A 24,705-nucleotide genomic window follows, 5' to 3' on the forward strand; every position below is an offset into this window, starting at 1 on the left:
ATCGAACATTTTGGTTCTATTTACGAATGAGGTTATCATAGCCATTATATGTAAAATGAAGAGACAACATCATGCAACAAGAAGAATTTGAGATTTTAGTAAAAAAATTAGCAGAGCTCGATAGCGTTTCAGCGATCCTAAATGCATTAAAAGATAATGAAGAACCTGAAATTGCAGAAACAGCAGCAGCAATGATTGGTCACTTTAGTGTTGCTGAAATCGATGGACAACAGCGTATTTACCACGTTTTCACTCAAGAAAACGACCAAGGTGAAGAAGAAGAGTTTGCCGAGTGGGTAATGAATGCTAATGATGAATTAATGCGTTTTATCGCATGGTTCTTCTACACTACATTTGAAATTAACGATAAAGAAACATACCAAGCTGCAGGTCGCTCATACACTCCAGCTAAGCGTAGCTAACACGAATAATATTTAAACAGCCAATAGCGTTCTTTATTGGCTGCTTTTTTACTGCACGCTTATTGCGCTTCATCTTTAGCTCGTGGAACCCAATTACATAATGTTAGCATTTTGACTATTGCATCATATTCTTCTTTATTTTCAGTATCATTAAGACGTTGAAGGAAAAACTGCGACATCACATTGGTTGTAGTCATACTGACTCTCCTCTATAGAAACTATACTTAGTTTGCTAAAAAGTGCCGTAAAGAAAAACAGAACAAATGTGATTATTCCCTTCCCTATTTCACTATTATCGATGAGATAACACTGATTAAAAACGTCGTGAATATAAAAACATGGAACTATTTTCTAGTGTTATATTCCTTATTTAACTAAAACACCGCTATGGTAATACAGTTAAAGTAACTTGCCCTGCATCTTTTAGATAACGGTTTATTAGTAAGTCAATATAAGCTTTATCAATCTCGTCAACTACTGCTTGCGGCTCTAATACCGAACCAATAGGAAAACCATTAATAAAATCTCGGTGAACAAACCACGCCCGTTGTTGCGGAAATTTATCATTATCAAGCATCGCTAAAACTAACGCTTTTTTATGCTCATCTAACTCAGACTGTGAGACTCCAGTTTGATAAAGATCTTTGAGAGCAAGTTCTACCGCCTCAACGCCTTTATCAGCATCTTTTTTATCAGTTACTACATTAATCTGACATCGAGCATAATTACTTCCTGGTGTTGCAAAGCCACACCAAGCATTAGGCGAATAAGTCAGTGATAGTTCTTCTCTAACATTGTTAACCATTTTTCTCTGTAAGACCCTAGATATAAGATCTGATGCGTATATATCCTTAATATTAGGTTCAGTGGCCTCAAAGATAAAATCAAAGACTAGATCAGCACGATTTAATTTATTAATTTCCCTTTTTAAACTAACCTTCTTATTTAAAACGGGTTGTTTTTTAATTGTATATTGGTGTTTTTTACCTTTAGGTAAGCTGCCTATGTATTTTGCTATTAAAGCTTTAGCTTGCAACGGCTCAAAATCACCAATTAAAGTTAATTTATAACCATTTGCATGACCAAATAACTGCTTATATACAGCTTCAACTTTGTCTTTATCAAGATCATATAACTGTTTAAGTGATAACTTACCTTCATAAGGGTTATGTGAAAACAAATCTCCTTTGGTTATAGACTGAAAGTTTGGATCATTATTTCTCGTCCATTGAATCATTGATTGCTTAACATGCTTAAACACGGTGTCATCAATTTTTCCGTTTAACATTGCGGCATAAATGCTCGACATCGCAAACTCTAATTTGTCTGCCGCCGTTTCAATAGTGAAGCCTTGCGTGGTATTACTAATATAAGGCGTTAACTGAGTATTATTGAGTTGAAATAATTGGGCTGTTTGCTGACCTGTCATCTCAGCCAAGCCACTGTTCAAATATATATCTGTAAGCGCAACAGCTGCTGCTCTACTTTTAGGATCAAGCGCTGTAATGCCCCCTGGTGCTGAAAATTCTAAATACACTTTTCCATTAGCACTAGAATCAGGCTGTAATAAAGCTGCGACACCATTATCTAAATGTAACTCTTGCATATAATATTGAGGATGTTCACTACTCTTAACTATTTTGCCTACAGCTGGTAAGTTGGCGATTAATGCTTTACTCGCAATGACTAAATTATCATTAGGTAGACTCTGCTTCGTCAAAAAAGTCTGCTGAATGTCAGCAATAATTTTGACGGTATCTTGCGTCCCTGATCCTTGGGTATAAAATGCGCTAAATTGTGGTTTAACTAGTGTTTCACTCGTAAAACTATTAATCTCATCTAAGCGTATTTTAGCTAAAAACTCATTAGCTAAAATATTATTTAAAGATGGAGAAATATTGGTTTTATTGTGCATTAATGAATTTAACGCTTCATTGATGATATCTACTGATTTTTTATTTCTATAATCAATATTGGCGTTTTTTATCTGTGATGCTAATAACGCTTTTTGCTGCTTAAACTCTTCATTTGTGAAACCATATTGTTGTAATCTTGCAGCTTCACTTGCTAAAAAGTTTATTGCTCCGCTTCTATTGTTAAAAGAGTTATCATGATTAACACCCAATGAATAAACCCACTTATTGCCGCCATCATTAGGTGTACCTATATAAGAAAATGCGTGATTATAGGGTGTTTTTTTTAACTCATTACTTCGTGTTAAACGATAATTGAGCAGTTGGTTTACAAAAATAATTAATCTATTTTTATAATCATCATGGTAGGTTTTATATTTATAATCAGGCAAATTAAATACCAATGATGAGGTTTCTACTTTTATCTGTGGACTCGCGACTGTAAAAGGAGTTTGCTTGAAGCTAGGTATGCGTTGTGGCTGTTTTAGCTGTAATTGATGATCGCCTTTAAACGCTAAAAAATATTCATTAATTAACTGAACTGTAGTATTTTCTTTTACATTACCCACAATTAAAAGTTCAATATTTTCAGGGTGATACCAGCTATTATAATATGCTTTAAGGCCGGCTTGTGTGGCTTTCTCTATGCTATTTACTGTACCTACTATTTTCTGGTATTGATATTTAGTCCCTTCACCGAAATTATCCATATATGCGATATAAGGATTATCTAATAAGTTGGCGCGAGCATAAATTTCACCTTGAACAACGCCTTTTTCTTTCGTTATTTCAGCTTGATTTAAATTTATCTGATAGCTTATATCAGCTAAATATTGCAAAACTTGTTTTAATAATAGCTCATTACCTGTAGGAATACTTAATTGATAGACTGTATTATCAAAACTCGTAAATGCATTAAGATCACGACCAAACACTAAACCTGCTTGCTCAAAGAGTCTTATGATTTTATTTTTAGGAAAATTTTTGGTGCCATTAAAAGCCATATGCTCAAGCAGATGAGCATAACCTTGTTGCTGTTCTGTTTCTTGCACAGAGCCAGCTTTAATGCGTAGGTATAACTGTATTCGATCACTTTGCTCATCAACTGGCAATATATGGTACGTAAACCCCGTAATGAGTTTACCAGTGATCCAAGCTGGATCTTGAGGTAATAATGAATGATTACTGTCGGCTCTTGCATTACTTGAAACAACCATGACTATCAATAATAGCCCTAAGTGCATGATTGCTTGCTTCACGGAAGGCAGCATATCATTACTAACTGAATCTAGCTCTACTGTATCAACACTATTCTTTCTACAAAAAAGAACTGATATTATGCTTAAACAATCATTAAATATTGCCACTATTACCTCTTCACATGTTAAATACCCTATAACAATTATTCATATTACTTTTTTAGTAATCTTCAAATAATTTGATTTTTGCGATGAAGTTCATCATAAAATCATGCAACGCGCATCATTACAAAAAATTGCACCTACTGATGTTATTCATTTTAGTCACATGCTTAAATTGGTGTTTACGAAGGCTTACTCATTAGACCGCGCTAACTCAAACAACGATAAAAATGCAATCGGCACTAACAGCTAATCGCTTTTTAGCCTACAATAACGACCAAAATATTATGATTCAGGTATAAACATGAAAATTTGTTCAGTTGAACTACGCAGCAATGAAGCTATTATTTGCCTATTAACTTTAGATGGCGGAATGATCGGCATTCCAGAGTGTCGTACTCAGAAGTTCATCATGGATAATTCTCTTGATAACCAAAAAATGAGAGATTTCCAATTTGCATTTAAGAAACTACTTGATGACTACAAAGTTGAAAAAGTAGTGATCCGAACTCGCGAAACACGCGGAAAATTTGCAGGAAGCTCTGTCGGCTTCAAGCTTGAATCAGCTATTCAATTAATTGATGGTCTTGATGTTAACTTCATGTCTAATGCTGACATCAAAGAGAAATTAAAGCGCAACCCTATGGCAATTGATTTCCGTGCAACAGGTTTACGTCAATTCCAGGAAGCTGCATTTACAACTGGTTATGCATTTCTTGGTCGTTAATTAACGAATAAAACCAATAAAAAAACAGAAGTGTTTTTATGCACTTCTGTTTTATCTCATCAAACTCATTCTGATTATTTTAATTTTTTTTGTTGTTCTAGCTCATGCTTATCAACATATATTAATTTACAGAATCCCAATAATTTCAATAGTGAAACAGCAATTAAAGAACGATAACTTTTATCACTGTGCGCAATGTAAGGTGATTCACTATACTGAGGCTTGCCTTGAATAATTTCAGTCACAGGTAAATAGTCACTATCCATTTGAGATTCATCACTCTGGCGTAAATCTAACACCTTGTGATCCACATTTGATAACGATGGTATAGTCACCAATGGAGCAGCTTCCATTACATTCGTCATCACAGAAACGTTTGTGTACCCCAAACTAGTTATGGTTGATACAATTTTTTGACAATATTGCTCATCACAAATTACTTCAATATCAATATTTTTATCTGGTAATAGAAGCTCTAACCAATATTTAAATCCTGCACCATGAAAACCAACAAAAACACTGTTGTCAATATGATGTTCAATGAACTCTTCTTCTGAACGAGTATCAATAATGATATGTTTTCTATCAGTAAATATATGCATTATTACATCCCTAATTGTATTGAATAATGACAGTATGCTATAGATTTTAATGCTTTATATATGTTAATAAAACAATTAATAATCATCTAATAAAACTATATCAATTTGTCTATTTCACACAAAAGCTAAATCACATTAACAGTTGCTATTTCATGCCAGCGACCGATATTATTTTGTTGTTGGATATATTGTTGACTTTTTCCATCCAAATAAAAATACATCATGTACTTAACATTGTGATGCTGTAAATACACACCATAGTTATTAATATAATTCTCGACACTATTATTTTTTTTATCTTGCGTATCATGACTTCGACTATTTAGAACATATTGATTGTACTTATTCGATACATATTGACCACTATTATCTGGTACATATTGACCACGGTTGTCTGGTACATATTGACCGCGACTATCTGGTACGTATTGGCCATTGTTATCCGGTACGTATTGATGATCAATTTCATCATCATCATTTTTATTAATAGCAACATAGTATTGACCATTGTCTGTTGTCATTTTGGTATCATTTGCTAATAACACTTTAGCTATATGGGTATTCTTCTCAACTAATCCTACATCAAGAAAATATTGGCCTTTTACTATTTGACTTCCAAGTTTGAAATGATCTGATACTTTATATATCGGAGATTTATCTTCAAAATCATCGGCAGGTAACCAGTTTTTAATATCAGCCTTAGAAGTATAATAACCAACAATATTACCGTCTGCTGTGCGTAGTCGCCATGTTACGGGATAATTGGTATAACTTGGCGCAACACCTAAATTTTGCCACTGGCTATTAATAGTTAAGGTTCCATTTTGAGAAATATTCTGATTATAACTAATTTCATTAAGCTGATATCTATATCCTAATTTATTTAAAAAATCTGTAATCAAAGGTTGGTATATTTCAGGAATAGGATGAGATTTAGCATTAATCAACGATGCATGCTGTTTTAGTGCAAAATCAAATGTTTGCTGAACTTGATCATAAGTAAGATGTAATGGGTTAGTAATATAACTCCAATCTTGAAGTGCGTTTTGACAAATTTCGAAATCTACAGCCGATTTTTTCCAACGTTGATTAAACTCAACATCAGGTGTGGCATTTTTTTTTATATCTGATGCATGAGCAATCAATCCAGGATAGCCATCTTGCATCTCACTCCAACCTTTGCCCCAATCACCAAGACAATCAACTCGCCAACCAAAACCACGGCTCGTAGCATAACTAAGAAAATCACCTTTATTAGTACCTAACATCGTTTTTGGCGTATGTGGAAAAGCATGAGATAACTCATTAATATAAGGCTCTAAATCATGTAATGTATAGCCATTATCGGTTAAACCTACACTCTGACTTGTTGATGGAGCATAACCTGATAGGTTCCATTCACCCCAGGTTCCAACCATTCCCATATCAATACGTAATAATGTCTTATTATTATCATAGCGTTTACCTAAAGCATCAAGAAATTGCTTCATACGATAAATAAACCACGGATTTTTAAACATACTTACTGCCTCTTCATCTGATAGATGACAGCTAGTACCATGTAAACCATGACCATATAATTCTTGAACTAACCAGCAAGGAATTCCACTGCTGTCTTTATTCACATCGGCATCATAAATAGGATCATCTTTACCACGCAATGCCATAAAACGAATCACTACTTTTTTATTTACCGTTGCAGCAACTTTTAAAACACTATCAATTTTTTCCTCAAGCATTTTTTTATTTAACTGCGGATCGGTTGCCGTTGTTAATTGATCCCAATACCAACGATAATACATGGTACTGGTATCTGGATAAGATGGGACAGGCTTATCTTCATAAAACGGATTTTCAGGATCATTACTCACAACGCGTTGTAATTCTGTAAAACCAATACCAGGATTGGTTAATACTTTGTTACTTGTCTTGGGGGTAACAATTGTTAAATTATTATCTACATTTAATTCATGTGTATGATTATTATTAACAGTAGGATTTAATACAGACGAAGCAATTAAAAATGAAAGTAATGTTGAACTCATCACGCGCTCTATAAATAAGTGGGAACAATAAACAATGATTGTATTTAGCGCGCTATTATATTAATAAAACAAATAATTAAAACACTAACACTAATTATTTGATATAAAAAACCGAAGTATAAAAGATAAATTAATATAAAACTTTATAAATTTACAAAAATACCTCTATGTTATCAAAGACAACCATTATGAATATATAAAGCAGATAGCCTCAAAAAATAATTTTATTACTAATTTTAATCGTAAAAACATGATACTTTTGTTATATTGATACATTAAAACCATACATATAAAGGGATTCATGGATATAATAACTGAAATATTCACCTATTTATTGATGAATAAACTTCTTTTTACCGTATTAATTATAGCATTTATCGCTATTGTTCGACGTCTTATCCTATCTCAAGTACGTGGTGATGAGTTTTTCGTTACAGAAACACAGCGAAAATGGATGTCTCGTACTAAAAACGGTACCTTTATTCTAACACTCGTGGTGCTATTTCTATTATGGCGCTCAGAAATTAATGAATTTGCACTGTCAGTAACAGCAATTGCTGTTGCTATTGTTGTTGCTTCAAAAGAAATCATTCTTTGTTTTACTGGTTCAATACAACGTGCCAGCTCACGCTCTTTTCGGATTGGTGATTGGATCGAAGTCGGAAAAATATGCGGTGAAGTAATTGAACATAATATGATGGCAACCGTTATTCAAGAGATAGATCTCCACCATGGACAATACCATTACACAGGAAAAACAGCGACGTTACCTAATAGTATGTTTTTTACTTACCCTGTAAAAAATCTCAATTTTATGAAACGCTATGTCTACCATAACTTTTCTATCGTCGTCAGAGACTTTGTTAACCTCTATCCTTTATTACCGACAATTATTGCTAAGATTGATCATCACAGTGAAGATTTTATTGACGTCGCTCGCCGTTATAATAGTGTGATTGAAAAACATGCAGGCGTCGATCTTCCAGGTTCAGAACCGCATGTCCATATCAGTAGCTCAACAACTGGCGAACAAATCGTTCATTTTATGATTTTCTGTCCAACAGAGCGTGCAACTCATCTTGAACAGGATATTCGTCGTGATTTCATGGAAGAATATGAACGTACTTTTCCAGCAGCAGCCATATAATTATTAATGGTAATTCAACGCGAATTACCATTAAATTTACTCTTCAACTATATATTGGTATTGATTGCTACAGCAGCTTCAAGACCATCATATAACGCAATAAATTGTTCAGTTAACTTATGCTTAGGATCCAAATGTAGCATTGGTCGCTGTTGATAATGTGATTCTTTCATTTTGATAGATTGCGGTAAATAAGGCGTCAGAACAGGAAAACCAAGAGTTTTAATCTCTTCAATAATCTGCCGAGGAAACTTTGCTTGTGCGTTAAACATATTAACCACAATCCCTTCTAGCTCTAAATCACGATTATGATCATCACGTAACTCTGCTAAATTATCCATTACTTTGATTAACGCTTGCTGAGAGAAATTATCACAATCAAAAGGAATAAGAAGCTTATGCGCTGCGATTAAACCCGACTTGGTATAAAAATTTAAATTAGGTGGCGTATCAATATAAACCCGATCAAAATCATTCTCTAACGCATCGAGTACATCACGGAGTTTATATATTTTATAACGCCGTTCTAGTTCAATTTCTAATTTATCAAGTTTTGGACTAGAAGGAATAATAAATAAATTATCGTAAGCTGTTGGTTGAGGATAATGGCTAATAGGTGTCGAAACCGCAAACCATGATGCGGTTTGGTTTAAAACTTCAGCCATAGTTTTATCATTAGGCTGATTAATATCAACCCCTAAATAAGCACTACTATTTCCTTGAACATCAAGATCAATCACTAATGTCTTATAGCCTTTAGCTGCACTGATTGCGGCTAAATTAACAGTAATACTTGATTTACCTACTCCACCCTTTTGATTAAAAATAATCCTACGCATTAATTTCATCCCTGATCATCGATAACTATCAACAACTATACACACTCATGCATATAGTTGTTAGTTAAAGATATCATTTGAATCCATATTGTATATACAGTTAGCGTATTATTTATTAAACCTGATACAACTCTAATGGCAATCCATCTGGATCACTAAAAAAAGTAAACGCTTTATCGGTTAAATCATCAATACGAATCGGTTCAACCTCCACCCCATTCTGTTGCAGATAATCGACTGTCAGCGCCAGATCATCAACAGCAAAAGCTAAATGACGTAAACCTTGAGCTTCAGGGTAACTTAGACGCAGAGGCGCACCATTAAATGAAAATAATTCTATTTGAGTATTATCAGGCAATTTTAGATCTAATTTATACGAATTACGATCTTCACGATAGGTTTCACAAATAATTTCTAGTTGTAATAACTGCGAATAAAACGCTTTTGAACGTGCGTAATCACTACAAATAATCGCGACATGGTGAATGGCTTTTAACATATTACTCTACCGTTATTGTGGGACCGTTTGGTACATTGATCATCTTAAAAGGTGTCATCAAATGAGGATTATGACTAATATCAACGTGTTTAATTAATGTATCACCATAATTTAAGTAGGTCAGTAAAGGATTATGGCTAACGTCTAATGTTTTTAAGCGATTAAAACTGACATTAACAATCTTCAATTGTCGATTATGGCTAATATTTAAATAGGCTAATTTATTGTGTTCAACACTTAGCACCTGCAATTTTGGATTATGACTAATATCAACAAAGGTTAATTGATTTGATGACAAATCTAATGTTGTTAAATGAGTTAAATAGCGTACTTCTCGTGCATCTCGAATATTAAAATGACTACATTTTAATGTTGTGATTTGATCGATATTTTTTTTACCTTGTGCAAATACACAACGTTTAAAATTGGGATCAATAAATGTTAGCGATGTCAGTGTTGGTCGCACTTGTTGCGCACACCCTGTCAGTAGCAATCCAATGATAATGGCAACCATGCCTGACCATATACGGTGATTATTCACTCTTCATTCCTTTATTAATCTTGTCGTAGTGGACGAATAACTGATTCTAACCCTTCGATTTTAAACTCTAATGCTAGTGCCATTAATATCCCTAACTGCCCTTCTGGAAAACCTTTCTTTTGAAGCCATAATAAATATTCATCTGGTAAATCAATGAGCACTCGGCCTGCATATTTACCAAATGGCATTTTCATATTTGCTAATTGAATAAGATGTTGTTTTTGAAACATAGTTGTCCACCAATGAGATTGAGCACTTATTTATGGCTGTCGTTACAAAAATGACAAACCTCGGACTGATACGCATATAGCATAATTTATGATGTGAAAAATAGCATGTATCCGTAAAAAATTACTCGATTAATAATCTATAATTTAACAACTGAACATTTACATTTTTCGAGATCTTTGTCACACTTAGTGTCCGTTTTTTCACTGGTACCAAACGGATATGATTGGTAATCAATTAACGCTTTTTGTAACTCTACCTATCTACTGATTACCAACACTTAAATCTCAACACCTTAAAGTAAAATCACATATAAGATTAAGAGAATATCCATGAGAAAAACGCTACTAACTACACTATTTATTGCAACCATATTAACGGGTTGTGCAAGCTCACCTAAAAATGCAGCGGATCTTGTTAATACATGGACAGTGAGTTCAATCGATGGTTATACCCAACCTGTCGATACTTTGGCGACTAAACCAAAACTACAGATTAATAAAAATCTTAATGTTAGCTACACTGGTTGTAATACGTTAACAGGTAAAATACGTCTCACAACTCAAGATCTCACCACTAAAAATTTAGTATCAACTCAAAAGATGTGTATTCAAAATGAACAAGCGACGGTTGATGGCTTTGTAAAGCAAATGCTGATAGGACCATCTAAATTTTTAGTCAACAATAATACTTTGATCTTAAGTTCAGATAACCACACTGTTACTTTTAAGCGCATCATCAATAAATAACACCCTACTCTCGTCCACAATAATACTATGATTATTGTGGCTTTTTTTATGGTTGCATTGTAGGTGTTACTAATAATTCAGCTACAATACGCTTCAATAAAAAGGTTTCTCTCTCAATCGACATCCCTTTTTTATCAGAACCTTGCATGGTCTTTTCATTATGGGCTATTGCAGCATAAATATTGATCCATACTGGCTTCATACCATTTTTCTGCTCATAATCTTCTAACCGTGTTTGCCCTAATTGCGGATCAATTTTGCATACATAACAAAACGATTCCATGTGGACGATATCATGTTCAGGTTTATACCAAGGTCGAAATTCTTCATATAAACCAAATGGTTCAATATCATGAATATTAGTCGCTCCCGTTTCTTCTTCTAATTCTCGAATTAATCCTTGCCGCTGATCTTCACCAGCATCAATACCGCCACCAGGTAAGGTATAGTCATCATAACGGGCAGTATATAACATCAAAATATTGTCACCATTGAGTACAATTGCACGTGTTGCTTGACGGTGATATATCGTTAATGTCGGTGAGTGAAGATCGGTATTGATTAAATCAGCATGAACTGACGATGTTAAAAAACGCATTACGGTTTACTCATTTAAATTTCAGACGAATATTCTACCCAATTAGCCATTATAAAACGAATCTAATCGGTATAAAAAAGCCTCCATTATAGGAGGCTTAAAGATAGTAAGTACTTAGTTACCAGTTAAACAATTTATTGAAGAATCCTTCAACTTTATGCTTCACTTTTTCTGCCTGACAATTCTGTCTAAGATCACCATGCGGATCCCAAATAGGCATTCTTGTGTTACCAGTACAGCTTGGAATGTATTCACCATCAGCGGCTATTTTATAATTTTCAGCTTCAATATTTGCTGGCTGACGTAACAATAATGGTTCAGGTTTACGGTGCTGAATATAATCAGTATAAAGACGTAACGCGCCACTTGCGCCTGTTAGGTGAGTACTCTTATTATCATCACGCCCCATCCAAACAGTGACCACTTCACGGCCATCAATACCTACATACCAACTATCGCGACCATTATTGGTAGTACCCGTTTTACCTGCTAAATGGGTATTAGGGAACAATTTATTCAGTGAATGAGCAGTACCAAATTTAACCGTATCTTGCAGTGCAAACATTGTTAACCATGCAGCCTGTGGTGGCACAACTTCAGCTGCTTTGGGCCAGTTTTGATATAGCACCTTGCCGTTTTCATCAACCACAGCATTTAAAGCTGTTAATGGCGCTAAATAACCTTCATTACCAATTCCTTGGTACATTTGAGCAACATCTAACGGTGACAATGTGATTGAACCTAGGAATAATGACGGCACTTGAGGAATATCATCACGTGGAATCCCTAATTTCGTCAGTGTATCTGTTACTTTATCAACACCGACCGCCATACCTAAATTAACCGTTGGCACATTATACGATTTAGCCAATGCGACAAATAATGGCACCTCACCACGGTATTTACGATCGTAATTACGTGGACTCCATGTAGCACCATCATGCATCTTAATTGATAACGGCTGATCCTTTAATGAACTCGCTAAACTAAATCGTGCCGGATCTTCTAATGCAGAAAGGTATAACGCTGGCTTAATAACTGAACCAACTTGGCGCTGAGCATTAATTGCACGGTTATAACCTGCAAATCCTGGTTTATCACCGCCAATCATGGCGCGGATTTCACCGGTAGTGCGATCAACAATCACTACTGCCGTTTGTAAATCTTTACCAGCACGTTTTTGTACCTCAGGCATCACTTTAGCCACTGCAGCTTCAGCCAATTTTTGTGATTGAGGATCAAGTGAGGTAAATATGCGTAAACCTTTACCAGCTTCAAACGCAGCGCCTGCTTTTTGCTCTAGTTCTGCTTTAATTTGATCAAAATAGGCAGGTTGACGTTTCGCCAATTGGCCTTTTTTCTGAATATCTAACGGCAGTTTAATTGCAGCTTGATAAGCTTTATCACTAATCTCACCGTCTTTATTCATTAATTCTAATACGATATTTCGACGGTCTTTAGCACGCTCTGGATGACGCCAAGGATTATAATATGTTGGCCCTTTTACCATACCAATTAACAATGCTAATTGATCAACTCGTAACTCTGATAACGGACGATCAAAATAATAACGTGATGCTAAAGCAAAACCATGTATGCCATGGCCACCAAACTGAGCCAGATAAACTTGGTTCATATAAGCATCAAGTACTTCTTGCTTGCCATAACGGGTATCAATGATAATCGCCATGTAAGCTTCTTTAAATTTACGCCAAAATGTACGCTGACTACTTAAAAACATATTTTTCGCTAACTGTTGCGTTAGCGTACTACCGCCTTGAACGGTATGGCCGGCTTTAATATTGGCAATAAATGCTCGCGCAATACCCACTAAAGAAATACCATCATGCTCATAAAAATGGCGATCTTCAGTATCGATTAAACCCGCAACGAGTAGCTTCGGCATTTTATCTTCAGGTAAATAAATACGTTGCTCATCTGAATGTGCTTCAAGCATACCTAGCATCTTTGGATCAATGTGTAAAAAGCCAAGTTCTTTATTAGAATCTAAATCCATGATGCGAGTTATACTGTCATTATTAAATGACACTGAAACATGACGCGCGCCTTCAGGCCCTTCCTTAAAGTTAAATGGTCGACGGACAAAATCAACTTTCCAACCATTAGCTGCATACTCGCCGCTCTGATCTGGCTTAGCCACTTTTTGATAACCTAAAACTTTAAGTTCATTCACCAACGTATTGTAAGTTATTGGCGCACCAGGCTGTAATGCCATCTCACGTGCATAGACAACTGAAGGTAACTGCCATAACTGGCCTGCAAACTTAGCACTAATTTGTTGGTTTAAGTCGTAACCTAAATAAGCCATACCCGCAGTACCAACTAATGTCGCACCAATTAAGGCACGTACAATAACACTACGTTTTTTCTTTATTTGGGGTGCTTGAGGGGGTGATTGTTGATTATTTGACGTCATAAGCCTGTTCAATGTAATAAGTTCGTCATTACCACGTTATATCTCTGTGGCAGCCAACGTATATTGGTAAAGCATTCGCTCAATGATACCAGTGTCTGCACACTGATTTTAAAATAGAATTACTATAACTTAATATGTAATTTTGGTTGTCATCACGTTGTCAGATATTTTGAAGTTAATCTATCAGCTTGGGTTTTATTAGCCTTTTGGGTATAAATACTCCAAAATACGCTTCTTTATTTATTCGGCGATGATCAATCCAGATCAGCGTCGTGGTATCTGCGAGAAATTATATGCAACGTGATTACACTTTAAACTGCCTTTTAACCATGCCGCGACATGAATTAGAAGAATTTAGCCTTCGCGTAATCGGTCGTATGGTACCAGAAGATGTGATGCAGGAAATATTTACCTTTGATCAAGAAGAAATTGACAGCGAAGAACGTTTAAAATCAACCCAATTTGATGCGATGCTACGAATGACGGCGATTGCATTAGGGGAAGTGAATATTGCATTTTCTGATTCTGATAATGCTCAACAAAACAGCGAGCGCATGATCCGCTTATTGTTATGGCATTTTTATGCTATTTCTTTTCAGCTTGAAGAAGCAGTCACTCTAGAGCAGCATTGTGCAGAAGTTGAAAAAATTCTTACTAACGCACCAGATAATGCATTTGGCTGGGTCAGTGTATTAACTGAATTATTACACCGTTATGCCACGTTAAGTGAACAAAAAAGTCAATCGTAACGAGCCTATCATTATCGTTTGTTACCACAGCTTATACACTGTGATAGTTAGATAACAAAAAGGCGTACCCATCTAGGTACGCCTTTTTTAATACTTAATTGCCGATCTTTATCGTGAAATGCACATCACTATTAATAATCGAAATCGCTATACTCCGGACTATCGAAACGCGAACGTGTCACACGACGTTTCTTCTTACCACGAGATTGCAGATCTAAATCCTGAAAATCATCTCCAAACTCAGAATTGAATTTTGATTTGCTGCCTTTGTGAAATTTTTGGTTTAACTTAGCCATTTGCGTTTCCTGAACTACATCCAGAGTAGATAATTATTAAAATAGAACACTGGCAATTGTAATGTTCTATTGTGACAAAACAGTACTAAGTTAATGTAAAAAACATGACAGACAATCCGGTCCATAGTTCATTGTTTCTTACCCCAGTAGCATTTTTTCTTAGACTAATTCAGGAATTCACTTCCGTACAACAAGTTATTTTGCTGGTAACAACAAATTGTTTCAATCAAATGCTTTCGATCACATTCTTGAATGGTACATCGATAATTGCATTAATTAATGCTTCCTTATCGTTAGCTTCACGCCAAACCACATATAAGCTCTGCTCCATAATTGGTGCGTCTTCAACAACATACAATTCGCCTAACGCAGCACTTTTTGCAACTACTGGTGAAGGGAAATAGCCGACGCCGCCATTGGAAAGAATATAATCAAGCGCCATCTTACAAGAATGGGTATGTAATACTGGCGTACGCTGTAACTCAGGGATACGACTATGCTCGACTGAGAATCGTGTCCCCCAATCAAGATAAATAAGTGGCATATCACGCACACTATGTACATTACAGTGTGGTTGATTAGACACTAACTGTAATTGATAGTCGCGTACTTTTTGAACATGTAAGTTTTCAATTTTTGGCGGCTCACTGGTAATAAACAAATCAATACTTTTATCAAACAACCGTTTTGCCATTCCTTCTCGTTTAACGGATTCTAAACGTAAAGCAAGTCCTGGCACTGTCGCGTAAATACGATTAATCCAAGCAGAAATACCATCAAATTCCCAAAATAACGGTGATGCACCAATCGTCAATTGCGTATTTAAGCTATCGGTTAAGGCTACATCTTGTTTTGCTCGTCCCCAAGTTTGCAAAATAGCTTCAGCATAAGGCTGCAAACGTTCACCAGCGGCGGTAAGGTGCACATTTCCGCGTTGGCGAGAAAATAATGGATTACCTAATTGTGACTCAAGTTGGCGAATACGAAAACTGACTGCTGATTGCGTCAAATATAAGTTATCGGCAGCACGACCAAAGTGACGTGTTTTGGTAACTTCCAAGAACGTTTTAAGTAATTCGGTATCCACGGCAAAATTCTCAATAATAAGAGTAGGTTAAATAGAAAAATAACGGTATATATAAGTCATTATATCGCGAATTGATTCAATGTTTATATTCCGCGAAATAGTACAACCTATTAGCGCTGAATATTAATCAAATATTTTCATCTTAACAATAAAAAATAATTGATTTACAACCTTGCAAGTCTGGATAAATATCAGCTCAAATCACATCAAGGACTTTATGAATGAGAAGTGAAGGTAAATTTTACGACGATAAAAACTTCCCACGCGGCTTTAACCGTTCTGGGGTTTTTACTATTAGTGAAACCAGCGTATTAGAAAACTATGGACGTTCTATGCGAGCACTTTTTGACGGAACAACACAACCTATTGATGACTCTGAAGTTCAGTTTTTAGCTGAAGTACAAGGTCAACAACAAGCCGTGTCTGAGTTTGGAAAATGCTGGATTAAATACCTAAACCATACCAGTCATAAAACACGTAGTTATACATTATGTGTTTCACAACGCGCTCATACAACCGGCTCATACGGTGATGATGATGATAGCGATAGTGGTACTGATAACGATCTCGATTATTAGTTTTCACTTTTAAAACGGATTTTTCAAAACAATCGCCAATAAAATGAAGCCATCCCACTTAGTGTGATGGCTTATTTCTTTATATTAGCCTGTAAAAATTTAACAGGCCTCTTTTTGGTATAGCTATGAAAATTTGTTTTGTTATGTATCCGTGGGAACGCGTTGAAGCAGAAAACGATTCTACTTTACGTTTGATTCATGAAGCCGCAAGCCGCGGTCACACGGTTGCAATCACAACACCGAGTAACTTAACCATGCGCGACAGTATGGCAATTGCTTTCTGTAACGTATTAAAAAAAGGTGAAGTCTCAAACAATATTCCAAGCTTCTACCGTAAAGCTGAATTTAATAACGCCGAGTTACCACTTGCGGGCTTTGACGTTATTTTTATGCGTGCTAACCCACCATTAGATACCATGGCATTGAACTTCCTTGATTCAGTGCGTGACCATACCTTTATCGTTAACGATATTGATGGTCTACGTGTCGCAAATAACAAACTTTATACTGCGTCATTACCCGATCCAAACAAAGAATTTATTCCTGTTACTCATGTATCTAAAAACCGTGATTACCTTGAACGTGTTCTTGATGAGTCTCCGCAAGATCGTATGATCCTGAAGCCATTAAACGGTTACGGCGGCAAAGGCGTAATCTTGATTGAAAAAAGTGCCAAATCAAGTGTGAAATCACTGCTTGATTTCTACATCGGTGACGATCAGAACTACGTTATTCTGCAAGACTACATTGAAGGTGCAGAACAAGGTGACGTGCGTATTATGCTACTAAATGGCGAACCTATTGGTGCGATGCGTCGTATTCCAGCAGAAGGCGATGTACGCTCAAATATTCATGCTGGCGGTCGCGAAGTAAAACACGTTTTAACCAAACAAGAATTAGCACTTTGTAAGCACATTGGACCGAAATTGGTGCGCGATGGTCTTTACTTCGTTGGTTTAGATGTTATTAACGGTAAATTAGTGGAAGTTAATGTACTAAGCCCTGGCGGTATTACGCGTATCAACCGTTTAAATCGCGTAAAACTTCAGCGTAATGTGCTTGATTTTGTAGAAAGTGTGGTGATCGCTAAAGAAGTTGGCATTGCCCGCAAAAATGATTTTCGGAAGGTAATTGCAGATGCAGCTTACTGAGTTAGAAATTTTAGATAAGATTCGTAGTCTTACGCCATTTGAAGCACACCTTGATGATGGTAGTTTGATGATTCGCATTAGTGAATATCAGCCCTACATAGCAACAGCAGTCCATAACGGCCACAATCTGCGTCAATCATTGCAAACGCAATGTGCGTTGACAGAAGAAGAACGTTATTTTGAAGAAGATCCCTTTACTGGTGATTTCATCTCTTCATTGCCAATTGTGTTGCAAGGTGAAGATTCTCGCTATGAGTATGATCTCAACCGTGCACCTGAAAACTGCATTTACGATGATGCATGGGGAAAAAATGTTTGGATAGCGCCGCTTAGCGATGCTGAGCGTGAAATAACCTTGGCTAAACACCAGAGTTACTATCGCATCCTACAGTGCTTAGTTGAAACATTAGAGCTGCAATTTGGTTTATGTTTAATTTACGATATTCATTCGTATAATTACCAACGTGTTGATACTGCAACACCAACTTTCAATGTTGGTACCATGCAGGTTAATCGTCGTCGCTGGCGCAAAGAAATTGATGTTCTGCTAGAAGGGCTTAACAGTGTTGAGCTGCCTAACATTGACGTTATTGCACTGGAAAATGATATTTTTAAAGGCCTTGGCTACCAAGCTGCTTTTATTAAACAACACTTCAAAAATACCTTAATTATGCCGATTGAGGTCAAAAAGATTTTCATGAACGAAGAAGGTGGTGAAGCCTACCCTCTTGTTATTGAAAAATTGAAAGAATCGATGAAGACAGTGATCACAGAACATGCAGCGTTCACGATCACCAAGCGTACCAAAGCCAAAGGGCTAACAGGTAGCGATGTACTTGCATCAAATCTTTCTAAAGAAGTAATTAACCTTGACCGTCAGTTGTATAAAATAGCGCGAGGCATTAATACCCTTAGCTATATTAATCCAACTAACCTTAAGCAAGAAAAAAGACGTTTTTTAAGTAAACCATACAGCTATCAACCACAGTTTACTTACCGTCAATTGGATTTAGATCCGTATAAATTCCGTGAGCAACTCTATCGCTTACCGGTTGAAACGATCCGTGATGCTGACGTACAGAAAATGTACCGTAAAGTCATCGATCAACTTGCTGTGCGTATTGATCTATTATGCAGTATTGGTACTGATGAATTTTTATATAATTCATTGCGTTATTACGGTCAGCCAGATGAACGTGATATTGCCAACGCTAAATTTATTTTGCATGCGTGTGAATATAAAGAACAGCAACCTGCGAATATCAGTGCTAAAGAGGCAATAGAAGCTTTTAAAGTTGCTGCTGCTGAATATGACATCCCTTGTAAAGTGGTTGCATCAAAGCAATTAATAGCACGAGCGATGGTGAGCGGTAAGGTTATCAAGGTCAATCCAAATAGTCGCTTTACTCAAGGTGATCTAGATGCATTGATCCATCATGAATTAGGTGTACACCTTGTTACTTCAGTCAATGCTGAAAGACAACCACTTAAAATTTTGCAATTAGGCTTACCGGGTAACACCCACACTCAAGAAGGCCTAGCAATTTTATGTGAACACTTATCTGGCAGTTTCCCGCTACATCGCCTTAAAACATTGGCGTTACGCGTAGTCGCTGTAGAAATGATGGTTAATGGTGATAGCTTTAACGACTGTTTTAATAGCCTACGTCATGATTATGCTATGTGTGATGACGAAGCGTTTACTATTACAGCACGTGCTTATCGTGGTGGCGGTTTTACTAAAGACTTCCTCTACCTACGTGGCTTAAAAGATGCTATTCAGGCGTATAAAACGGAAGACTTAACTTCGTTATTCATCGGTAAAACAGGGTTTGAATTTAAACCATTACTTGATGAATTAATTGAGCGCGGCATTCTAAAAACACCAAGTTTTATGCCAAAAGCACTTTCGATTGAAGCTGACATCGATCCAGTAATGGACTTTATGCTGAACTCCATTCGTTAATACTGAAACATTAACAACAAAGTTTGTATTTCGATAGATACTAAAAAGCGACCATAATGGTCGCTTTTTTTATTCACTAATATATCAATGAATTACATTGGTAATCGCTTACTATCAACACGAATAATAACACAGGTCAAAATAACCAAAGTCACAGCAATAGCGGCAAGTAATACAAACACACCATTCCATGAATATGCTTTTTCAATCATCGCAATTGGCGCACCAGCAAGCGCAGCACCAACATAGGTTACACCGCCTTTAAGACCTGTTGCAGCACCGGCACCATCTGCGTGTGAGGCTTCAATAATACCTAGTGCAAACAACATCTGTGGCGCATAAATACCAGCACCAATAACAAAGAAACATAACGCAACAAGTAAGTAGCTCATATGGATAGTAAAACCAACACCCACCATACCTGCAATTAATACAAAGCAGTAAATTAAAATTGTTTTCCAGCGATCAGCACCAAAGAACTTATCAGAAATAATACCTGATGTCAGACCACCTAAAATACCACCCGCTTCAAACCAAGCGACTAATGAGTTAGAACGAACTAGATCCCAATGCAGTACATCAACAAAGTAAACGCTAACCCAGTCGCTTGAAACAGTACGGATCACATAAATACATAAGTCACCGCCAATCGCTAACCAAATAATAGGGTTAGTTAGAATGTAGCGTTGAAACATTACCCACATTGATAAACCAGTTTCAGAGCGCTTATTGATCTCTAATTGCTTAGTATCGTTACGCCAAACACCGACATTGGGTAAACCGTAATTTTCAGGTTTACCGCGCATCAAAATAGCGGCGATCAAAGCTTGTACCGCAGTAATCGCTGCTGGTACATAAAACGCATAACGCCAATTACCCGTATAGGCAATAACAGCAGAAGCAATTAACGGCGCTAATGCACCACCAACATTGTGGGATGTATTCCATAATGAATACCAACCACCGCGCTCAGATTTTGAATACCACTGACTAATTGCTTTAGCAATAGGTGGAAAACCACAACCTTGCACAACAGCTGTCAAGCAATACAATGCTAGCAACATACTAACGCTATTGGTCATACCAATACCAACGTTAATAATAGCAATTACCACTAATACCGGTGCTAAAAATAAACGTGGATTAATTCTATCGGCTAAAAGACCTGAACTAAATTTTGAAAGGCCGTATAGAATATAATAAATCGATGAGGCTAAACCAAACTGTACCATGGTCATGCCAAGATCTTTCATTAACAATGGCGCAGCAGCAGCGAACGCTTTTCTTGAAATATACATCACAGTATAGGTCAAGAAAGTAGTAATAATTATTTGCCAACGAAGGCGTTTATAAGTCGCATCTAGTTTTGAATTATTCATCAAATAGGGATCGTTCAAAGAGGGATTTTAGAAAGCGCACAGCGTACTCTTTGACACAATTAGTTACAAATTAATTATTCGGTTATTATTTGAGCTTTGGAATATTCATTCACAGTCAAGATTAACGCACTTATCAGACCAGATAAAATATAAAATAGATACCAATTTTCAAAATAATAGACTTAGTAATTTAAAATAACAGCATATCGTGATCACCATTTGATTTGCTAACAGCATAATAGTTTGCGAAAAATCCCTCCTAATTTAGACTGAAACAATCAAAATAACACACAAGAAAATATCAAAAAATAAACACTTAAAACAACCAACCAACAAAAAACAAACATTGGCGTTATTTTCTCAAATCGTAGCCAATAAAAAAGGCAGTGAAGACTGCCTTTTTTATGTATCAACTTTTATGCTTAGTTTGCAGGAACAACACGGGTTGTGCTTCCTTGTTGATAAATATCAACTCGCTGACCAACACGGAAGATCATATTAGGATCCACTTGCTGTACAACCGCAACTGTACGTCCACTATCTAGCTTAATAACAATGTTAACCCCTTGGCGTTTACCAACGGCATCACCAGCAGTATTACCTAAAGCACCACCAGCAAGAGCACCACCGATTGCGGCAATATCAGAACCTGAGCCACCACCAATCTTTGAACCTAAAATACCGCCAATAGCAGCACCAGCAAGCGTACCGATAGTACTTTCGCCATCAGAGCTCATTGTAACAGCATCAAGTTTGGTAATTGTGCCTGTAGAAACAGTTTGCATAGTGCGAGCTTCACCAACATTGTAAGCATCACCATAAGGGTTTTGAGCACAGCCAACGACACCTAATGACAACATCATTGCCACTGCAACCATGACTTTTTTATTTGATTTTTCTTTATGACTCAAAACAACCTCCTACTAGTTTAAACGTAAGTTCACCTATAAGTGTGGCTGTAAATTTAACATTTGCCACATCTTATTTACTGATATCTCATAATATAAAACAGCGTACATTTATTTGCAAAAAAAAGAGCACTTATGTGCTCTTTTTTATTTATCTTAACTGCGTAATTTCCGTGCTCGACGCATTAACCAATAGCTGATCGCTGCAAAACCAACAAACTGCAACCATAACTGCCCCCAACGATCAATCTCTTGCGCAAAACTGGCACCAAGCTGATTAAGTCCAAGAAAGCCATTAATTGCCGCAGTAGACGGTGCTAATTGTGCAATATAGTTAATCGCCGCCGGTATCGCTGATGGCGGCCAAATAAATCCAGCACTAAAAACTAACGGTAACGAGCTTAATAACACTACCAATGTGACTAGTTCACAACGCGGTAATAACTGACCAAGCACCATACCTAACATGATCACTGCCAATAAAAACGGTATTGTCATCATGATCAAATCATGAATCGATGCCAGCCTATTAACCCCATAGTAAACATAGCTAAATCCAAAGTAATACATCACTAATGGTAAATAGATTAAGCTAAACAATATTGCTCGAACAGCCATTACCATCCAAATCGGGTATTGTGCCCAATAGCCTGTTTTACCAGCTGTACGTGCTTCATTTTCTGTCGCTCCCATCATTCCAACCCCAATTAATAAGGTTTGATGGAGGATCAACACAAACACTGCTGGTACAACATAATTGATATACCCCATAGTGACATTAAATACAGGCCGCATATTAAGTTTCATCGCAGTGACATGTTGACTCGCCTCAACTGCACCATCACCTGTTAACATCATTCGATCTATTTTAGCTTTAACGCCTAACGCATTACCGGCGCCGTTTAAACCTTCAACCACGGTGCCATAGACTAAAAACAGAGCCGCATTGCCAGCATAGGCCAATGTAGGACTGGTTCCCATCATCACATCACGATAAAAATGCTCTGGAATTACTAAAATACCGTCGACTTGTCGATCTTCTAAAGCCACTTTGGCTGCACTAATACTGCCAAGATGTTCAGTGATCGCAACTTGTGGGGTTGCATCCACCATACGAATTAATTCACGACTCATTTGACTATGATCAAGATTAACCACAGCAACGCGCTGCTCTCGCGGTAATTCATTGATATAAGGCAGAGGGTATAAAAACGAATAAAAGACCACTCCACCAAAAACTGTAAACAATAACGAGAAATTACTGAAGATAGCTTTTAGTTCACATTTAAATAAGTTACCCCAGCTCATTATGGTCTCCTTGTTGTGTTGATATCTTTGCTAATGCTTTATTGCGATGCATCAACATTAATCCCATCGCCAACAATAAGGCACACACAAAGCTCGCTAACACCAACAGTTGATGCGATGCTTGATACCAACCTGTACCATAATCAACTTGTTGTAATTGTACTTCGATATAATGGCTGACCGGCAACAATCCACGCCATATTTTGGCAATAATCGGCATATCAGTTGCAGGAAAAGTGATCCCCATAAACGCAAATGCGGGCGCGGTATAAGCCGCAACAAAACTCATTGCGCGCGGAGCCTCCATCGCTACAAAATAAATCAAACTCCCCATGCTCTGGCAAGCAAACACCATCAGTATTTGGGCAACAATTAAGATCCCCCAATGACCATGCATTGGCCAATCAAGCACCACATACATCCACCATAAAAACAGCAGACCTTGAATTAAAAACAAGCCCGAATACGCCAGTAATTTACCAACTAATTTTTGGCATGGAGTGTGTGCTAACCAACGCCACAATCCCTGTCCACGCGCTTCATGTACTAATGCCAACACTGTAGTTGCAACTATCAATATTTGCCAAATAGACGGAATAATAGCTGACACTAAAAATTGACCATAATGACTATTACTATTGAACAATGGTGTGATTTGAGCACGAATAGGCACCGCTTGCCCTAATGCTTGCAGAGGGACAGGCGCACCAGAACTCATGTTCCTCATTGCCTCAACACTGGCGTTATAGGTGCCTTCAACTTGCAGCATCGCCGCAGAAATCAGTTTACCGATAAGGATAAATTGACCATTATAAAAAGTCGTTATCTGTGGCGCTTCACCAAGCTTAACGTCTTTTTCATAATTATCAGGGATCACTACCATCGCATAAATATCATTGGCACGCATTGCAGCACTGGCAGTATGATCATCCGTAAATTGACGAGTAACCGCCATACTTGGACTGGCATCAATATACCGCGTCAATTGACGCGACATTTGGCTATGATCGAGATCAACCACGCCCACAGGCAAATTACGCGCAATACCAGTAGCAAAAATCGCCCACATTGTTAGAAACAGTATTGCAGGTAACCACACCACCAACGCGCGCAACCATTGGTCTTGCCAAATCGTGCGCCATTCGGTTTTTATTGCTGAATAAATAGCCATATCA

The 24,705-nt window shown here is 36.9% G+C and carries 24 protein-coding genes; 8 read left to right on the forward strand and 16 right to left on the reverse strand.

What is annotated here, in order from left to right:
• The first annotated feature begins 71 nt into the window (after window positions 1-71).
• Window positions 72-422 (forward strand): hypothetical protein, encoded by a 351-nt coding sequence (locus PAND9192_RS09505; RefSeq protein ID WP_087853609.1) that lies wholly within the window; start codon window positions 72-74, stop codon window positions 420-422.
• 59 nt (window positions 423-481) lie between these two features.
• On the opposite strand, the gene PAND9192_RS20805 is transcribed toward PAND9192_RS09505, so the two are convergent.
• Window positions 482-619: a hypothetical protein gene (locus PAND9192_RS20805; protein WP_200817809.1), complete on the reverse strand. Its 138-nt coding sequence runs from the start codon at window positions 617-619 to the stop codon at window positions 482-484.
• 188 nt (window positions 620-807) lie between these two features.
• The gene (locus PAND9192_RS09510) at window positions 808-3,702 is read right to left on the reverse strand and encodes a M16 family metallopeptidase (RefSeq protein ID WP_144018097.1); all 2,895 of its coding nucleotides are present in this window, start codon (window positions 3,700-3,702) and stop codon (window positions 808-810) included.
• Window positions 3,703-4,000: 298 nt separating this feature from the next.
• Here PAND9192_RS09510 and PAND9192_RS09515 point away from each other — a divergent pair, with 298 nt between their 5' ends.
• A complete protein-coding gene (locus PAND9192_RS09515; protein ID WP_060996745.1) occupies window positions 4,001-4,423 on the forward strand; it encodes a DUF3010 family protein in 423 nt (140 codons plus the stop codon).
• Between the two features lie 74 nt (window positions 4,424-4,497).
• Here the strand turns inward: PAND9192_RS09515 and PAND9192_RS09520 are convergent, their stop codons facing one another.
• Window positions 4,498-5,025: a rhodanese-like domain-containing protein gene (locus PAND9192_RS09520; RefSeq protein WP_087853611.1), complete on the reverse strand. Its 528-nt coding sequence runs from the start codon at window positions 5,023-5,025 to the stop codon at window positions 4,498-4,500.
• A gap of 125 nt (window positions 5,026-5,150) precedes the next feature.
• Window positions 5,151-7,070 carry a DUF4832 domain-containing protein gene (locus tag PAND9192_RS09525; RefSeq protein WP_087853612.1) on the reverse strand — a complete coding sequence of 640 codons (1,920 nt, stop codon included), beginning with the start codon at window positions 7,068-7,070 and terminating at the stop codon, window positions 5,151-5,153.
• 301 nt (window positions 7,071-7,371) lie between these two features.
• Between PAND9192_RS09525 and PAND9192_RS09530 the strand changes: the two genes are divergently transcribed.
• Entirely contained in the window at window positions 7,372-8,217 is an 846-nt protein-coding gene (locus tag PAND9192_RS09530) for a mechanosensitive ion channel family protein (protein WP_087853613.1), read from the forward strand.
• Window positions 8,218-8,264: 47 nt separating this feature from the next.
• Here PAND9192_RS09530 and PAND9192_RS09535 read toward each other — a convergent pair whose 3' ends face one another.
• The 4 genes from PAND9192_RS09535 to PAND9192_RS09550 form a co-directional block, all read right to left on the reverse strand.
• Window positions 8,265-9,056 (reverse strand): ParA family protein, encoded by a 792-nt coding sequence (locus PAND9192_RS09535; RefSeq protein ID WP_087853614.1) that lies wholly within the window; start codon window positions 9,054-9,056, stop codon window positions 8,265-8,267.
• Window positions 9,057-9,171: 115 nt separating this feature from the next.
• Window positions 9,172-9,555 (reverse strand): SMU1112c/YaeR family gloxylase I-like metalloprotein, encoded by a 384-nt coding sequence (gloA2, locus tag PAND9192_RS09540; RefSeq protein ID WP_087853615.1) that lies wholly within the window; start codon window positions 9,553-9,555, stop codon window positions 9,172-9,174.
• Between the two features lies 1 nt (window position 9,556).
• Window positions 9,557-10,096 (reverse strand): leucine-rich repeat domain-containing protein, encoded by a 540-nt coding sequence (locus PAND9192_RS09545; RefSeq protein ID WP_234999057.1) that lies wholly within the window; start codon window positions 10,094-10,096, stop codon window positions 9,557-9,559.
• 14 nt (window positions 10,097-10,110) lie between these two features.
• The gene (locus PAND9192_RS09550; protein WP_087853616.1) at window positions 10,111-10,326 is read right to left on the reverse strand and encodes a DUF3820 family protein; all 216 of its coding nucleotides are present in this window, start codon (window positions 10,324-10,326) and stop codon (window positions 10,111-10,113) included.
• A 330-nt stretch (window positions 10,327-10,656) separates the two neighbouring features.
• Here PAND9192_RS09550 and PAND9192_RS09555 point away from each other — a divergent pair, with 330 nt between their 5' ends.
• Window positions 10,657-11,073 carry an META domain-containing protein gene (locus PAND9192_RS09555; RefSeq protein WP_087853617.1) on the forward strand — a complete coding sequence of 139 codons (417 nt, stop codon included), beginning with the start codon at window positions 10,657-10,659 and terminating at the stop codon, window positions 11,071-11,073.
• A gap of 46 nt (window positions 11,074-11,119) precedes the next feature.
• On the opposite strand, the gene PAND9192_RS09560 is transcribed toward PAND9192_RS09555, so the two are convergent.
• A complete protein-coding gene (locus PAND9192_RS09560) occupies window positions 11,120-11,671 on the reverse strand; it encodes an NUDIX hydrolase (protein ID WP_087853618.1) in 552 nt (183 codons plus the stop codon).
• Window positions 11,672-11,789: 118 nt separating this feature from the next.
• Window positions 11,790-14,108 carry a penicillin-binding protein 1B gene (gene mrcB / locus PAND9192_RS09565; RefSeq protein WP_087853619.1) on the reverse strand — a complete coding sequence of 773 codons (2,319 nt, stop codon included), beginning with the start codon at window positions 14,106-14,108 and terminating at the stop codon, window positions 11,790-11,792.
• A 293-nt stretch (window positions 14,109-14,401) separates the two neighbouring features.
• Here mrcB and PAND9192_RS09570 point away from each other — a divergent pair, with 293 nt between their 5' ends.
• Window positions 14,402-14,857, forward strand: coding sequence for an exoribonuclease R (locus PAND9192_RS09570; protein ID WP_087853620.1), 456 nt, complete (start codon window positions 14,402-14,404; stop codon window positions 14,855-14,857).
• Between the two features lie 131 nt (window positions 14,858-14,988).
• Here the strand turns inward: PAND9192_RS09570 and PAND9192_RS20810 are convergent, their stop codons facing one another.
• The gene (locus tag PAND9192_RS20810) at window positions 14,989-15,153 is read right to left on the reverse strand and encodes a hypothetical protein (RefSeq protein WP_162840651.1); all 165 of its coding nucleotides are present in this window, start codon (window positions 15,151-15,153) and stop codon (window positions 14,989-14,991) included.
• A gap of 226 nt (window positions 15,154-15,379) precedes the next feature.
• Window positions 15,380-16,240, reverse strand: a complete 861-nt coding sequence (hdfR, locus tag PAND9192_RS09575) for an HTH-type transcriptional regulator HdfR (protein WP_087853621.1) — start codon at window positions 16,238-16,240, stop codon at window positions 15,380-15,382.
• Between the two features lie 221 nt (window positions 16,241-16,461).
• Here hdfR and PAND9192_RS09580 point away from each other — a divergent pair, with 221 nt between their 5' ends.
• The 3 genes from PAND9192_RS09580 to PAND9192_RS09590 all read left to right on the forward strand — a co-directional run bounded on the left by PAND9192_RS09580 (window position 16,462) and on the right by PAND9192_RS09590 (window position 19,935).
• On the forward strand, window positions 16,462-16,818 hold the full coding sequence (locus PAND9192_RS09580) for a MaoP family protein (RefSeq protein ID WP_060996756.1): 357 nt from the start codon (window positions 16,462-16,464) through the stop codon (window positions 16,816-16,818).
• Between the two features lie 125 nt (window positions 16,819-16,943).
• Window positions 16,944-17,969 (forward strand): glutathione synthase, encoded by a 1,026-nt coding sequence (gene gshB, locus PAND9192_RS09585; RefSeq protein ID WP_060996757.1) that lies wholly within the window; start codon window positions 16,944-16,946, stop codon window positions 17,967-17,969.
• On the forward strand, window positions 17,956-19,935 hold the full coding sequence (locus tag PAND9192_RS09590) for a flavohemoglobin expression-modulating QEGLA motif protein (RefSeq protein WP_087853622.1): 1,980 nt from the start codon (window positions 17,956-17,958) through the stop codon (window positions 19,933-19,935). The genes gshB and PAND9192_RS09590 overlap by 14 nt, the downstream gene beginning before the upstream one ends.
• A 92-nt stretch (window positions 19,936-20,027) precedes the next feature.
• Here the strand turns inward: PAND9192_RS09590 and PAND9192_RS09595 are convergent, their stop codons facing one another.
• From PAND9192_RS09595 to PAND9192_RS09610, 4 genes are all read right to left on the reverse strand, one after another.
• Complete coding sequence (locus PAND9192_RS09595; RefSeq protein WP_087853623.1) at window positions 20,028-21,314, reverse strand: MFS transporter; 1,287 nt, start codon at window positions 21,312-21,314, stop codon at window positions 20,028-20,030.
• Window positions 21,315-21,736: 422 nt separating this feature from the next.
• A complete protein-coding gene (locus PAND9192_RS09600) occupies window positions 21,737-22,192 on the reverse strand; it encodes an outer membrane lipoprotein (RefSeq protein WP_087853842.1) in 456 nt (151 codons plus the stop codon).
• A 186-nt stretch (window positions 22,193-22,378) separates the two neighbouring features.
• Window positions 22,379-23,530, reverse strand: a complete 1,152-nt coding sequence (locus tag PAND9192_RS09605; RefSeq protein WP_087853624.1) for an ABC transporter permease — start codon at window positions 23,528-23,530, stop codon at window positions 22,379-22,381.
• Window positions 23,517-24,701 (reverse strand): ABC transporter permease, encoded by a 1,185-nt coding sequence (locus PAND9192_RS09610; protein WP_087853843.1) that lies wholly within the window; start codon window positions 24,699-24,701, stop codon window positions 23,517-23,519. Before PAND9192_RS09610 ends, PAND9192_RS09605 begins: the two co-directional genes overlap by 14 nt.
• Between the last annotated feature and the right edge of the window lie 4 nt (window positions 24,702-24,705).

The sequence above is a fragment of the Photobacterium andalusiense genome, from assembly GCF_900185625.1.
Classification (GTDB): Bacteria; Pseudomonadota; Gammaproteobacteria; order Enterobacterales; family Vibrionaceae; genus Photobacterium; species Photobacterium aquimaris.

What these genes read in the sequence shown, in the direction of transcription:
- PAND9192_RS09505 (WP_087853609.1), top strand. Translation starts at nt 72, where the DNA reads ATGCAACAAGAAGAATTTGAGATTTTAGTAAAAAAATTAGCAGAGCTC.
- PAND9192_RS20805 (WP_200817809.1), bottom strand. Translation starts at nt 619, where the DNA reads ATGACTACAACCAATGTGATGTCGCAGTTTTTCCTTCAACGTCTTAAT.
- PAND9192_RS09515 (WP_060996745.1), top strand. Translation starts at nt 4,001, where the DNA reads ATGAAAATTTGTTCAGTTGAACTACGCAGCAATGAAGCTATTATTTGC.
- PAND9192_RS09520 (WP_087853611.1), bottom strand. Translation starts at nt 5,025, where the DNA reads ATGCATATATTTACTGATAGAAAACATATCATTATTGATACTCGTTCA.
- PAND9192_RS09525 (WP_087853612.1), bottom strand. Translation starts at nt 7,070, where the DNA reads ATGAGTTCAACATTACTTTCATTTTTAATTGCTTCGTCTGTATTAAAT.
- PAND9192_RS09530 (WP_087853613.1), top strand. Translation starts at nt 7,372, where the DNA reads ATGGATATAATAACTGAAATATTCACCTATTTATTGATGAATAAACTT.
- PAND9192_RS09535 (WP_087853614.1), bottom strand. Translation starts at nt 9,056, where the DNA reads ATGCGTAGGATTATTTTTAATCAAAAGGGTGGAGTAGGTAAATCAAGT.
- gloA2 (WP_087853615.1), bottom strand. Translation starts at nt 9,555, where the DNA reads ATGTTAAAAGCCATTCACCATGTCGCGATTATTTGTAGTGATTACGCA.
- PAND9192_RS09550 (WP_087853616.1), bottom strand. Translation starts at nt 10,326, where the DNA reads ATGTTTCAAAAACAACATCTTATTCAATTAGCAAATATGAAAATGCCA.
- PAND9192_RS09555 (WP_087853617.1), top strand. Translation starts at nt 10,657, where the DNA reads ATGAGAAAAACGCTACTAACTACACTATTTATTGCAACCATATTAACG.
- PAND9192_RS09560 (WP_087853618.1), bottom strand. Translation starts at nt 11,671, where the DNA reads ATGCGTTTTTTAACATCGTCAGTTCATGCTGATTTAATCAATACCGAT.
- mrcB (WP_087853619.1), bottom strand. Translation starts at nt 14,108, where the DNA reads ATGACGTCAAATAATCAACAATCACCCCCTCAAGCACCCCAAATAAAG.
- PAND9192_RS09570 (WP_087853620.1), top strand. Translation starts at nt 14,402, where the DNA reads ATGCAACGTGATTACACTTTAAACTGCCTTTTAACCATGCCGCGACAT.
- PAND9192_RS20810 (WP_162840651.1), bottom strand. Translation starts at nt 15,153, where the DNA reads ATGGCTAAGTTAAACCAAAAATTTCACAAAGGCAGCAAATCAAAATTC.
- PAND9192_RS09580 (WP_060996756.1), top strand. Translation starts at nt 16,462, where the DNA reads ATGAGAAGTGAAGGTAAATTTTACGACGATAAAAACTTCCCACGCGGC.
- gshB (WP_060996757.1), top strand. Translation starts at nt 16,944, where the DNA reads ATGAAAATTTGTTTTGTTATGTATCCGTGGGAACGCGTTGAAGCAGAA.
- PAND9192_RS09590 (WP_087853622.1), top strand. Translation starts at nt 17,956, where the DNA reads ATGCAGCTTACTGAGTTAGAAATTTTAGATAAGATTCGTAGTCTTACG.
- PAND9192_RS09595 (WP_087853623.1), bottom strand. Translation starts at nt 21,314, where the DNA reads ATGAATAATTCAAAACTAGATGCGACTTATAAACGCCTTCGTTGGCAA.
- PAND9192_RS09600 (WP_087853842.1), bottom strand. Translation starts at nt 22,192, where the DNA reads ATGGTTGCAGTGGCAATGATGTTGTCATTAGGTGTCGTTGGCTGTGCT.
- PAND9192_RS09605 (WP_087853624.1), bottom strand. Translation starts at nt 23,530, where the DNA reads ATGAGCTGGGGTAACTTATTTAAATGTGAACTAAAAGCTATCTTCAGT.
- PAND9192_RS09610 (WP_087853843.1), bottom strand. Translation starts at nt 24,701, where the DNA reads ATGGCTATTTATTCAGCAATAAAAACCGAATGGCGCACGATTTGGCAA.